Origin of the sequence: Cochleicola gelatinilyticus (assembly GCF_001637325.1) — a bacterium.
Classification (GTDB): domain Bacteria; phylum Bacteroidota; class Bacteroidia; order Flavobacteriales; family Flavobacteriaceae; genus Cochleicola; species Cochleicola gelatinilyticus.
Map to the genome: position 1 here is coordinate 1129586 of NZ_LRXL01000026.1, position 13182 is coordinate 1142767.

The 13182-nt window shown below is 38.6% G+C and carries 8 protein-coding genes; 5 read left to right on the forward strand and 3 right to left on the reverse strand.

The window, feature by feature from the left end:
• Window positions 1-158 precede the first annotated feature (158 nt).
• The 3 genes from ULVI_RS07180 (at window position 159) to ULVI_RS07190 (ending at window position 4341) form a co-directional block, all read left to right on the forward strand.
• Complete coding sequence (locus ULVI_RS07180; protein ID WP_241780960.1) at window positions 159-2771, forward strand: DUF5916 domain-containing protein; 2613 nt, start codon at window positions 159-161, stop codon at window positions 2769-2771.
• A 75-nt stretch (window positions 2772-2846) separates the two neighbouring features.
• Window positions 2847-3368, forward strand: a complete 522-nt coding sequence (locus ULVI_RS07185) for a lipocalin family protein (protein WP_068591147.1) — start codon at window positions 2847-2849, stop codon at window positions 3366-3368.
• A 232-nt stretch (window positions 3369-3600) separates the two neighbouring features.
• A complete protein-coding gene (locus ULVI_RS07190) occupies window positions 3601-4341 on the forward strand; it encodes a hypothetical protein (protein WP_068591445.1) in 741 nt (246 codons plus the stop codon).
• Between the two features lie 202 nt (window positions 4342-4543).
• Here the strand turns inward: ULVI_RS07190 and polA are convergent, their stop codons facing one another.
• Window positions 4544-7405, reverse strand: coding sequence for a DNA polymerase I (gene polA, locus ULVI_RS07195; RefSeq protein ID WP_068591149.1), 2862 nt, complete (start codon window positions 7403-7405; stop codon window positions 4544-4546).
• Window positions 7406-7562: 157 nt separating this feature from the next.
• Between polA and ULVI_RS07200 the strand changes: the two genes are divergently transcribed.
• Window positions 7563-8492: an isoaspartyl peptidase/L-asparaginase family protein gene (locus ULVI_RS07200; protein WP_068591150.1), complete on the forward strand. Its 930-nt coding sequence runs from the start codon at window positions 7563-7565 to the stop codon at window positions 8490-8492.
• A 58-nt stretch (window positions 8493-8550) separates the two neighbouring features.
• On the opposite strand, the gene ULVI_RS07205 is transcribed toward ULVI_RS07200, so the two are convergent.
• Complete coding sequence (locus ULVI_RS07205) at window positions 8551-9408, reverse strand: cyanophycinase (RefSeq protein WP_068591152.1); 858 nt, start codon at window positions 9406-9408, stop codon at window positions 8551-8553.
• A gap of 94 nt (window positions 9409-9502) precedes the next feature.
• Between ULVI_RS07205 and cphA the strand changes: the two genes are divergently transcribed.
• Entirely contained in the window at window positions 9503-12139 is a 2637-nt protein-coding gene (gene cphA, locus ULVI_RS07210; protein ID WP_068591154.1) for a cyanophycin synthetase, read from the forward strand.
• 318 nt (window positions 12140-12457) lie between these two features.
• Here cphA and ULVI_RS07215 read toward each other — a convergent pair whose 3' ends face one another.
• Complete coding sequence (locus ULVI_RS07215; RefSeq protein WP_068591156.1) at window positions 12458-13147, reverse strand: LytR/AlgR family response regulator transcription factor; 690 nt, start codon at window positions 13145-13147, stop codon at window positions 12458-12460.
• Window positions 13148-13182: the final 35 nt, after the last annotated feature.

Below are 13182 nucleotides of genomic sequence, written 5' to 3' on the forward strand. Positions count from 1 at the left end.
GATTACAATTCTGAAGATATAACTCCTATTTTATCACGCTACAAGTGTTAAAGATATCTTAATTATTACTAAATCTGTCACAAAAGATACCGCTTAGAGTCTTTTTTACAAACCAACCAATCATGTTTCGCGTCAATTTAATCAATCTTTTGTTTTTTATGATGAGTCTATCTGCCTTAATTGCTCAGTCGGAGCAGCCTCCTAAAGAAACAATAATAAAACCAATTCAGAAAAGTTATCTAACTACTTCGATCGCTTCCCAAACACCACCAGAATTAGATGGTATTTTTAATGAGCCTGTTTGGGATTTGGTAGACTGGGCTACCGATTATGTAGAGAACCAACCAGATAATGGAACAGCTCCCACCGAACAAACAAAATTTAAGATCATTTATGATGAAAAGAATTTATATATCGCAGTACGCTGTTACGATGCGGTTCCCGAAGATATTGTAAAACGATTATCACGACGCGATGGCTTTGAAGGGGATTGGGTTGAATTTAATATTGATAGCTATAACGACAATCGCACCGGATTCTCATTTACGATTAGTGCTGCTGGCGTAAAAGGAGATGAATTTATTTCTCAAAATGGAAATAACTGGGACGGAAGCTGGAATCCTATCTGGTATGTAAAAACTCAAATTGATGAAAAGGGTTGGACGGCAGAAATGCGTATTCCTTTAAGTCAGTTGCGTTTTAGTGCCGATGAAGAACAAGTGTGGGGATTACAATCAACCCGGCGGTATTTTCGTGCCGAAGAGCGGTCTTTATGGCAACCAGTACTTCCAAATGCACCGGGATGGGTGAGTGAATTTGGGGAACTTCGCGGTATTAAGGGAATAAAACCGCAAAAACAATTAGAGGTTCAACCCTACACGGTAACCCAATTAAAAACCTATCCGGAAGAAGAAGGGAATCCATTTCGCGATGGAAGTGATGCAAGACTCACTGGAGGAGTAGATGCAAAGATTGGAATCACCAACGATCTTACGCTAGACCTAACGATCAATCCTGATTTCGGACAGGTAGATGCAGATCCCGGAGCCATTGCCCTCGACGGATTCGAAATATTCTTTGAAGAGCGACGCCCCTTTTTCGTAGAGAATAAGAATATTTTCGATTATAGCTTCGGAAACAATCAAGACAATTTGTTCTTTTCGCGACGTATTGGTCGTAGTCCACAGGGGTCAGCCTTTGGCGCAACGACCGCCTATGTAGATCAGCCTGAAAATACTACTATTTTAGGAGCTGCAAAATTTAGTGGAAAAACGAAAGATGGATGGTCTGTGGGAGTTTTAGAAAGCCTTACTTCGAAAGAATTTGCCGAAGTGATTAATGAAGATGGCTCAGAGGTTGAAACACTAGTAGAGCCATTAACCAATTATTTTGTTGGGCGAGCACAAAAAGATTTTAATGACCGCAATAGTTATATCGGTGGAATTTTTACGGCCACCAATCGAAAGATGGAACCAAATCTGGGTTTCTTACATGACAATGCATACTCCGGAGGAATCGATTTTAAACATAACTGGAACGACCGTACATTTTATATTGAAGGAAATACCGTTTTAAGTCAAGTAAATGGTACGGCTGAAGCTATTACCGAAACGCAACGTTCTATCGTTCATCTTTTTCAACGAGAAGGGGCCTCTCATGTAGCAGTTGATACCACAAAAACTTCATTGACGGGGACGGGTGGGCGACTCGAATTTGGAAAAGGAGGTGGCGGGAATTGGCGTTACAATATAGGAGGAGTTTGGCGATCTCCAGAATTGGAATTAAATGACATCGGATTTTTACGAAGAGCAGATGATATACAGCAATATGCTGGAGTGACGCGCGAATTTAACAAACCTACTTCTTGGTACCGACGCGCAAATATTAGGGCATATCAATCTTCTAATCATGACTTTGAAGGAAATTACAATCAGTTTTACTATCAGTTAGTGGGTTTTGTGAACTTTAAAAACAACTGGTTTGCGGAAGCAGGTTCAGAAAATAATGCGGCAGATTTTAATAATTCGGTGCTTCGTGGCGGACCTCGTTTTCGAAATAATGGCTTTAATCTTGGGTTTTTATATGTTGGAACCGATAGTAGAAAAAAATTGAGTACAACATTGGGCTATGTTTTCGGGGAGGCAAGGGAGCAGAATTTTGGTTTTACTCGTTATGAAGTACGATTAAATTATCAGCCCCTTAATTCGTTGAATGTTTCAATGACAGCTAAATATGAGTCGCGACCCGATAAAACACAATATGTAGCGCAGTCAGATTTTTTACAGGGTAAAAGGTATATCACTGCAGCAATAGACCAAGAAACTATTAGCACGGTATTTCGAGTAAATTATACGATTAATCCCAACCTAAGCATTCAGTATTATGGAGAGCCCTTTATTGCGAGAGGGAAATATTCCGATTTTAATTATGTGAATAATCCTATAGCAACAGACCTTTCCGATCGTGTTACAACCTATACAACAAATCAGATACAATTACAGGGTGACACGTATTCTATTGATGAGAATACCGATGGGATCTCCGATTATTCCTTCGGAAAACCAGACTTTGCGTTTGTGCAATATCGATCAAATTTAGTGGTGCGTTGGGAGTATATTCCTGGCTCTGAAGTTTTCTTCGTTTGGTCGCAGGGGATAAACGGTAACGGAATTGCAGAGAACAATTTTAGGTCGATCGTAGATAACCAGATCTTTGGACAAAAACCTGAAAATATATTTTTAATAAAAGCAACGTATCGATTTGTTTTGTAGACAAATAAAAGTGATTAATTTTTGTCGATATTATTAAATTCGTCTTTCTTTGCCCGCTAACAAAAAAAATAAATCATGAAAAATTTTTTAAGCCTTTTGGCTATTGCGTTGGTAATTACATCTTGTTCAAGTGATGATGATAATGGAGGAGAAACTGCTTCTTTGGTAGGAACTTGGAAAATGACCTCGTTTGGAGGGGAATCTACGATCGATATAGATATGGATGGTTCGGCTTCTAGTAACCTTTTAATTGAAACTAATTGCTACCAGAACGAAACTCTAACCTTTGCTGATAATGGCACGGGTGTTTCTACTTCAACATCATATGCAGAGATCACTCTAGATATTAGTTCTGATGCACCTGAAGGCGGAGAATATACCATCGAGTGTATTGAGGAAATTGAGATTTCACCCCTAACATTTACACAATCGGGAAATACGGTTGACATCGATTCTGACGGTGAAAGTATCGAAGCCGAATTATCTGGAAATACAATGACAATTGTAATTCCTAGTGGATATTTTGTTGATGTAGTAGAAGGTGATGGTAGTGCTGTACTCATTGAAGACCTAACAATAGTTTATCAAAAACAGTAAAAGTTTAACAGACAATTAAATTATTAAGCCCGAGTTCCAATGTTTTGGAACTCGGGCTTTTTTATGCCTAGTAGAATCGCTAAAAAAACGGATGCACTCAACATTTATTAGGGAAAAAAGCTAATTTTTTTTCCCTTAAAGGATAATTATTAATTTTGTATTGAGTGATAATTAAAACTTTTTTCAACAAATTTTCGTTATATATATTAGAATGTTAGTAAAACCTCAAATTATGATACGAACTCACTTATTAACTTTTTTAGCCTTATTTTTATTTATCCAGGCCTCAGGACAAGTGGGGATTTCTACAACTACTCCACAAGGCGCGTTAGATGTTACTTCAACAGATGGTGGAGTATTGTTGCCTAGATTTGCACTTGCCTCTACTACCGATGTTGCCACTGTTACCAACCCGAATGGAGGTGCTTTGGCAATTAGTACTATAGTTTTTAATGACGGTACAGGGGGATTAAGCCCTGCTGGATTTTATTACTGGAGCGGTACTAATTGGACCCCTTTATTCGATAATAGTCCGAGGGTGTATGTAGGAAAAGCAATTATTAATGGTGCAGGAAATATTACAATAACTGGAATACCTTTTCAACCAAGGCATGTTTCTTTCACAGCATATTCAAATATTGAAAGTTACAATGTAAATGCTAGCGGGGCAACCAATAATAATGGAAAAGACAACTCTTTTGGTGGTATGAAAGGTTTCGCTAGACAGGATGCTGGTTCTATTACCCAACAAGTGATTAACGTGGGTGGTTCTGGTAATTCAATAAACAGTATTTCGAGATATGCTTCAGACAGTCATTGTATTGGTGTTCGGTACGGAAATCAAAATGGAGGGTCTAACGGAATAAATTCTGCTGTATTAACCTCTTTTAATCCCGACGGTTTTACTCTAAATGTCGATTCTTATGTTAACAATGAGAATTTGGTTATCATTTATGAAGCGCATCGTTATTAAATTGTAGTAGCGTATTCTTATACCTTAATTCGTCTTATCGAGGTATTTTGCGAGAGGGATAGCAGCTGGCTACCATGTAGCGCGTATAGCCCGACCCTTTGAAGCGGAGCGGAAAAGGGACTCGCCCTAACACATATAAAATTTTTGCAGTAAATAAAACACCTCTCTCTTGTGTTAAGTTAAGTGGGGTGTTGCCTTGTTTTTAATGCGCTTCTAACCAATTTTGTCCCACTCCTAGCTCTACATCTAAAGGCACGGCAAGCGTATATGCGTTCTCCATTTCGGCCTTGATCATTGTTTTCATTTCTTCCAATTCGGGTTTGTAGACATCGAATACCAATTCATCATGTACCTGCAATAACATTTTGGTTTTGTAATTTCCTTCGGAAAGCTTTTTGTAAATATTGATCATTGCGATCTTGATGATGTCGGCTGCGCTTCCTTGAATAGGTGCATTTACGGCATTTCTTTCAGCAGCTCCACGTACCACAGCATTGCTTCCGTTGATGCCGTTGAGGTAGCGTCTTCTGCCTAATACTGTTTGTACGTAGCCATTCTCCCGTGCAAAATCGACCAACTCGCTCATGTAATTACGAAGCTTTGGGTAGGTTTTGTAATACGTGTCAATAAGTTCTTTCGATTCGCTTCGAGAGAGATCAGTCTGGTTGCTGAGACCGAAAGCAGATACACCGTAAATAATTCCGAAGTTGACGGTTTTTGCGTTACTTCGTTGCTCACGAGTCACTTCATCGATAGGAACATTAAATACTTTTGCAGCGGTAGATGCATGAATGTCTTCTCCGTTTTTAAAAGCTTCTATCATCGTGTCTTCTTCGCTTAAGGCAGCAATTATTCGCAATTCGATCTGTGAATAATCGGCAGCTAGCAGCACGTAATCTTCGTTCTTCGGAATAAACGCTTTTCGTACTTCCCGTCCGCGCTCGGTACGAATAGGAATGTTTTGAAGGTTGGGGTTGTTGCTACTAAGTCTTCCTGTTGCAGCGACCGTTTGCATGTAATCGGTGTGTACACGGTTGGTAGCAGTTTCCACCTGTTCGGGAAGGGCATCTACATAGGTGCTTTTTAGTTTTGCGAGTCCGCGGTATTCTAATACATCACGAATAATTTTATGGTCTTTAGCTAAATACGAAAGCACGTCTTCAGCCGTAGAAAATTGTCCCGTTTTGGTTTTCTTTGGTTTGTCAACCAGTTTCAATTTTCCAAATAGAATATCGCCCAGTTGCTTGGGAGAAGCGATATTAAATTCTTCGCCAGCTTCTTGATAAATATCCTTTTCAAGGGTGGCGATATCTGTTTCTAATGCTTCGGAAAGTCCTTTTAAAAAATCCTCGTCAAGATTAATACCTTCTAACTCCATATCGGCGAGTACTCGAAGTAACGGAATTTCAATATCATCGAATAATTTTTGAGTATTGGCTTCCCCGAGTTCATTTTGAAAATGTTCTTTTAACTGAAGCGTGATATCAGCATCTTCTACTGCATATTCGGTTTGATCTTCCACGGGTACATCCCGCATCGATTTTTGATTTTTTCCTTTTTTTCCAATAAGCTCGGTAATAGAGACGGGGGTATAGTTGAGGTATGTTTCTGCCAGAACATCCATATTATGTCGCATATCTGGATTGATAAGATAATGCGCAAGCATCGTGTCGAACAGTTTTCCTTTTACCGTAATATCGTATTTCGCCAGGACTTTAATATCGTATTTTAAATTCTGACCGATCTTTTCAATTCCCTCATCTTCAAAGAAAGGGCGTAACGTTTCAATAAGTTGCTGGGCTTGGTCGCGATCTTCTGGAAACGGTACATAAAATCCTTTGCTTATTTCCCATGAAAATGCGATTCCCACTAATTCGGCAGTAAGCGGATTCAACCCAGTAGTTTCTGTATCGAAACATACACTAGTTTGTTTTAATAAATTCTGAAGGAATAATTTTGTTCCCATTCCTGGCTGAACCGTTTGATAGAAATGCTCGGTTTCTTTGAGCGTTTTTCGGGAATTAATTTCTTTTATTGCTTCGGAAGCTGAGCTGTCTCCACCAAATAAAGAAAATTGTCCTGAGCCTGCAGAGGCCGATTTATTAGTTTTTGAGCTTGCTTTTTCTGAAGCTTCCGAACTTCCTGGTGTGGTAAGTCCCCCTTTTGCATCGGCATCTCCTCCTGAAAATAATTTTAAAAACTGATCTTTCATTCTTCGGAATTCGAGTTCTTCAAAGATCTCTTGTACTTTTTCACCATCGGGCGGTGAAAGCTCATAATTCTTTTCGTTGAAGGTTACATCGCAATCGGTATAAATGGTTGCAAGCTTTCGAGAGAGACGTCCTAATTCAGCATTCTCGATCACTTTCTCCTTCATTTTCCCTTTTAACTTATCGGTATTGGCAAGCAGCCCTTCCATAGAACCATAAGCAGCAATGAATTTTTTAGCGGTTTTATCGCCAACACCTGGAAGTCCTGGAATGTTATCGCTGGCATCCCCCATCATTCCGAGGTAATCGATAACTTGCTCGGGTCTTTCAACTCCAAAGCGTTTTTGTACTTCTGGGATTCCCCAGATCTCGATAGCATTTCCCATTCTAGCGGGACGATACATAAAGATGTTTTCGGATACTAGCTGTGCGAAATCTTTATCGGGTGTTACCATAAAAACCTGATAATTTTCTTTTTCGGCTTGTTTTGCTAGCGTACCAATAATGTCGTCGGCTTCCATTCCGCTGATTTCTATACAAGGAATGTGCATCGCTTTAATAAGGTCTTGAATTATGGGGATCGATTGTCGAATTACGTCGGGAGTTTCATCTCTATTTCCTTTATAATCGGGAAACAAGGCGGTACGTTCTGCACTTCCGTCTTTATCGAAACATACGGCTAAATGGTCGGGTTTTTCACGACGAATTACGTCTAATAACGAATTCATAAAGCCCATTACAGCAGATGTGTCCTGTCCTTTCGAATTAATTCGCGGGTTTTTTATAAGCGCATAATACCCTCTAAAAATTAAGGCGTAGGCATCGAGTAAAAATAAACGTTTCTGACTGGACATAGACTTTCGGAATTTAAAATATATGCTAGAATTACATGTTGTTTCTAGCCTAATAAAAGACGATACTTAGATGAGTTCCAAAACTACGAAACTTCTGCCTTGAACCGAAATTTATTGAAATTCAATTTGTAACTTTCGGCACTAAAATTATGCAAACATGAATACATTCTCGATTGCCATTCACGGTGGAGCAGGGACCTTGTTGCGAGGACAAATGACAGCTGAAAAAGAAGTGGCTTACAGAGCAGCTTTAGAACGTGCTTTAGAAGCAGGATATACCATTCTTGATGAAGGTGGTACTGCTACCGATGCGGTCGAAAGGGCCGTAATTGTTTTAGAAGATTCCCCTTTGTTTAACGCAGGAAAAGGAAGTGTATTTACTGCTGAAGGAACACACGAAATGGATGCGGCAATTATGGAGGGTAAAGAGTTACATGCTGGCGCCGTAAGTTTAATTACAGGTGTTAAAAACCCAGTATCTCTTGCGCGTGATGTAATGGAGAAGAGCGAGCATGTGTTTCTCGCTGGTGAAGGCGCCATGAAATTCGCTTCAGAAAACAACTATATCACGGAAGCGCCAGAGTATTTTTATGATGAATTACGGTATCAACAATGGCAGGAGATTAAAGGAAGTGATTCGTTTCAGTTAGATCATTCTGTAAAAAAAGACAGTAAGTTTGGCACGGTGGGTGCTGTCGCTTGCGATAAAAATGGGAATCTAGCTGCGGCTACTTCAACAGGAGGGATGACCAATAAAAAATGGGGTCGTGTGGGTGATAGTCCGATGATTGGAGCTGGAAATTATGCGAACAATAAAACGTGTGCAATAAGCTGTACTGGAAGTGGAGAGTTTTTTATAAGGGGTGTTGTTGCTTACGATGTTTCAGCCATTATGGAATTTAAAGGGGTTTCTTTAGAGGAGGCAGCTTCCGAAGTAATTCATAAAAGAATTGCAGCTATTGGTGGTGATGGCGGATTGATCGCTGTAGATGCTACGGGTGCGATATCAATGCCATTTAATACCGAGGGTATGTACCGTGCCTCGCGATCTTCGAACGGACAAACTGAAATTTCTATTTATAAATAGAGCTGTATATTCCTACATTCTAATGATTTATACAGCTTTTCGTTTAATGGTTGCTTAATTAAATAAATGGAGCATCTATAGGTAATACGGTAACTTTCCGTTTAGCGATATCGTAATTGTCGCTGTTTGAAAGTACGTGCACGACAAGGTTTGCCATTGTCATAGGAGTGCCGTGTTCTAATAATTTGTTGGTATTGTGAGTTAGTTTAGTGCCATCGAAAAAGATGACCATTCCTGAACCTATTACGGTACAATCGTTTCCATTCTTTATAATTACACCTGTATCTTCTGCCAGCCCTAACCCGGTAAGATTTGGAAAACGTGCGACTGCTTCAGAAATACGTCCAAACCGTCCTCTGCGTATAAAATGCGAGTCGATTATAAGTTCGGGAATAAAGTTCATTCCTTCGTTCATTCTTACAGCTCCTTTTATAAAAGATTCAGTAGAACTTCCTCCGGTAATCATTTCTTGAGACATGCACATGGCTCCGGCACTTGTACCTGCAATCACAAAGTCTTCGTTAATGTAACGGTCCATCATTATTTTGTGAAGTGTTGAGCCAGCAATTTTACTGGTGATCTTAGATTGGTTTCCTCCAGAAAACATGACGCAATCGGCACTTTTCATTAAGGCGATGTTTTTTGGATCTTCAGACTCTGCTCTTTTGCGAATGTCCATGACATGCAAATTAGTACAACCCAGTTTTCTAAAAGCATGTAAGTAATTTTCACCTACTTCATCGGGAATGCTTGAAGCAGTAGGAATGATAAGGATCGAGGCATCAACTCCACCACTTTCTCTAACGACATTAGAAAGAATACCTTCTTCAATAAACTCGAGATGATAAACTTCTCTAGTTTCAATCCCTTTGTCTTCGTTGCCTCCAATAGGAATCAACGTTCCTTTTATCTTCATAGTACTGTATTTAATGCCTGCAAAAATAGGGCTTTTGTTCTGAAAAAAGTCATATATTTATAATCTTTCACAATGCTAAACTAATCTCACCTTTATGAAAATACGCGAAATAAATGCAATGCGGGGACCAAATTATTGGTCGGTTCGAAGACACAAATTAATTGTTATGGTTCTAGATCTTGAAAAGATGGAAGAGTATCCATCTAATAAAGTTCCAGGCTTTAGCGAACGTCTAAAAGAGCTATTTCCCAGCATGTATTCGCATCGGTGTTCGGTTGGAGAAGCTGGGGGATTTTTTCAACGTGTGGATGAAGGCACGTGGATGGGCCATATAATAGAGCATATTGCTTTAGAAATACAAACGTTAGCCGGAATGGATACTGGGTTTGGAAGAACACGGGACTATGGTGAGAAAGGAGTTTATAATGTTGTGTTTTCTTATATGGAAGAAAATGTAGGAAGGTATGCGGCTAAAGCTTCTGTAGATATATGTAATGCTCTAATTGAAGGGAAAGATTATGATCTTGAGCCGGATATTCAAAAAATGAGAGAGTTGCGAGAGGCAGAGCGCTTAGGGCCTAGTACAGGATCTATTGTGGAAGAAGCTGCTAGCCGGGGAATTCCATGGATACGACTTAATAAATACTCATTATGTCAGTTAGGGTATGGGGCCAATCAGAAAAGAATTCAAGCAACCGTTACTAGTGAAACTAGTAGTATTGGGGTAGAACTGGCTTGCGATAAGGAAGATACAAAATACTTATTGGAGCAAGCAGAAATTGAAGTTCCTAGAGGTGATATTATTAGCAAGGAAAGTAGTTTAAAAGAAGCGTGCCGTTATGTAGGTTTTCCATTAGTAATTAAGCCTATCGATGGAAACCATGGTCGTGGAATTACAGTAGATATTAATACGTACGAAGAAGCATTAACTGCCTTTCATGAAGCAAAAGAAGTTTCCCGTCGTGTGATAGTAGAAAAATTTATTAAAGGTGAAGATCATAGGTTGTTGGTGATTAATAATATACTGGTAGCTGCTGCGAAAAGAACACCTGCTCATGTGATAGGTGACGGATCTTCGACGGTTCAAGAACTTATTGATACTGTGAATCGCGACCCGCGCAGAGGCTATGGGCATGAGAATGTTCTAACTCAAATTACTGTAAATAATTTAACCAAGACGATTATTGAAGATGCAGGGTACACCTTAGACGCTGTGCTGCCAAAAGAAGAACGATTATTACTGAAAGATACAGCCAATCTTAGCACTGGTGGGACGGCAGAAGATGTTACAGATATCGTGCATCCAGCAAATGTTTCTATGGCAGAACGAATATCAAAGATTATTGATTTGGATATTTGTGGTATCGATATTATGACCGACGATATAAGTAAACCCCTTTCTGAAACAGGAGGTGCTATCTTAGAAGTTAATGCAGGACCAGGTTTTAGAATGCACTTAGCGCCAACTTCTGGTTTGCCTAGAAATGTTGCGGCTCCTGTGGTCGATAAATTATTCCCCGAACAAGGTAATAATGGTCGCATTCCAATTGTAGCGATTACAGGCACTAATGGAAAAACAACCACCAGTAGGTTAATGGCGCACATCGCTAAAATGAAAGGATATCGAGTAGGGTACACTACAAGTGATGGGGTATATATCCAAAATAGATTATTAATGACCGGAGATTGTACTGGCCCAACGAGTGCAGAATTTGTTTTAAGAGACCCGACGGTAAATTTTGCTGTGTTAGAATGTGCACGTGGCGGATTACTGAGAGCCGGATTAGGATTTGCAAAATGTGATGTTGCTATTGTAACAAATGTAGCATCGGATCACTTAGGCTTAAAGGGGATTCATACTATAGAGCAGCTCGCCCGTGTAAAAGGGGTCGTTCCTGAAACAGTTTTACCAGACGGTTATGCCATTTTAAATGCTGATGATGATCTTGTGTACGAAATGAAACGAGGGATTAATTGTAATCTTGCTTTGTTTTCTATGGATGAAAATAATCCGAGAATTCAAGCATTGCAGCGTAAAGGAGGTATTACTGCAGTTTATGAAAACGGATATGTAACCTTGTGTCGAGGTGCATGGAAAATGCGGATCATGAAAGCTGAAAATATACCTTTAACGTATGGAGGTAAAGCTCCATTTATGATTCAGAATGTTTTGGCAGCAGTGATTGCCGCCAATGTAAGAGGTATTAGCATTGAGGATATGAAAGCAGCGTTGGAAACATTTATTCCTTCAGCAGCTCAAACTCCAGGCCGCTTGAATTTATTCGAATTTAAAAATTTCACTGTGTTACTAGATTATGCACACAATCCTGCGGGAATGAGGGCGCTTCAAAAATTTACAGACAATCTTGAATGCAGTGTAAAAGTTGGAATAATAGCTGGTATTGGAGATCGAAGAGAGGAAGATAACAACGAAATGGGATCGATCGCAGCAGATATGTTTGATGAAATAATTATTCGCCAAGATAAAAGGCTTCGTGGTAAGACAGAGGAAGAACTTATAAAAATGTTAGATGATGGTATTAAAATGGTGAATCCTAATAAGAAAACAACGATAATTCCTTCAGAAAAAGACGCGATCATACATGCAGTAAATAACGCTAAAAAGGGAGCGCTAATCATACTTTGTAGCGATGTAATTCCAGATGCATTAGATCTTGTTCAGAAATTAAAAGAGCAAGAAGCTAGTGGAGAAAAGGTGTTTTCAGAATAAATAAGTATTGCCTATTACAAATTTAAAAAGCCCCTTTTTTACAAAGGGGCTTTTCTGTTTTTATATTATAACATGTTGAACAAAAAAAAGCCGCTCCTCCTCAAAAGCGACTTCTTTAAATGAATCAAAACCTTAATTTCAATTTTGATTACGTAATTGATTTGTTTAAAACCAAAATTATTATTTGCATGTTAGATTAACTTAAAACTAAGATCAATAAAATAATATCTCTGATTCTTCAGAATAAAAATATGATTTGACCTCAATTCTACCTTATATTTTTAGTGAACGTTAACTTTTTTTTAGTGAACGATTTAATTACCAGTTAGTTAATTTTAAGGTAAAAAGCTCTTTGTTTTTTGTGCTAAGGGGTATTTCTTCTTTATCTATAAGAACGCTGTCTGAGCTTATTCCTGTAACCATTCGAATATTTATTAAATAAGAGCGATGTGATTTAATAAAGAAATCTGAGTTTAATTTCCCCGAAATATGCTTTAACGTATGGGGTACTAAATAGGAGGTTGAGGTTGTAAATATATAACAGTAATTATCGAATGCTTTTAAATATTTTATAGTGCTCTGATCTACTTTGTGTAAACGTCCATTAGATTTTATTAATAGATATTCTTTTTCGGTACTTTGATAAGTATGCCATGCAATCTCGATATTGCTTTGAAGACTGGCTTCGGTAAATGGTTTAACAACATATCCTAAGGGCGAGGTGGTTTTAACTCTTGCGATCGTTTCAGGGTCGGTTTGAGAGGTTAGAAATATATATGGAATGCTTTTTAAATCAAGGTGTTTTGCTAAATCTATACCATCTTCATTTCCTTCTAGATTAATATCTACTAATACTAAATCGGGTTTAATTTTAGTGAGATCTTGTTTTATATCTACTACCGAATCTGCCTCTCCACAAATTGTATGTCCCATTTTTAATAGAATTGTTTCTATTGTGGCGACAATTATTGGTTCATCTTCAGCAATATAAATGTTGAGGTGTTTCAATAAATTTACAGATTTTACATATATATGGAAGGTAG

What these genes read in the sequence shown, in the direction of transcription:
- ULVI_RS07180 (WP_241780960.1), top strand. Translation starts at nt 159, where the DNA reads ATGATGAGTCTATCTGCCTTAATTGCTCAGTCGGAGCAGCCTCCTAAA.
- ULVI_RS07205 (WP_068591152.1), bottom strand. Translation starts at nt 9,408, where the DNA reads ATGAAGATAAAAGGAACGTTGATTCCTATTGGAGGCAACGAAGACAAA.
- ULVI_RS07190 (WP_068591445.1), top strand. Translation starts at nt 3,601, where the DNA reads ATGATACGAACTCACTTATTAACTTTTTTAGCCTTATTTTTATTTATC.
- ULVI_RS07200 (WP_068591150.1), top strand. Translation starts at nt 7,563, where the DNA reads ATGAATACATTCTCGATTGCCATTCACGGTGGAGCAGGGACCTTGTTG.
- polA (WP_068591149.1), bottom strand. Translation starts at nt 7,405, where the DNA reads ATGTCCAGTCAGAAACGTTTATTTTTACTCGATGCCTACGCCTTAATT.
- cphA (WP_068591154.1), top strand. Translation starts at nt 9,503, where the DNA reads ATGAAAATACGCGAAATAAATGCAATGCGGGGACCAAATTATTGGTCG.
- ULVI_RS07185 (WP_068591147.1), top strand. Translation starts at nt 2,847, where the DNA reads ATGAAAAATTTTTTAAGCCTTTTGGCTATTGCGTTGGTAATTACATCT.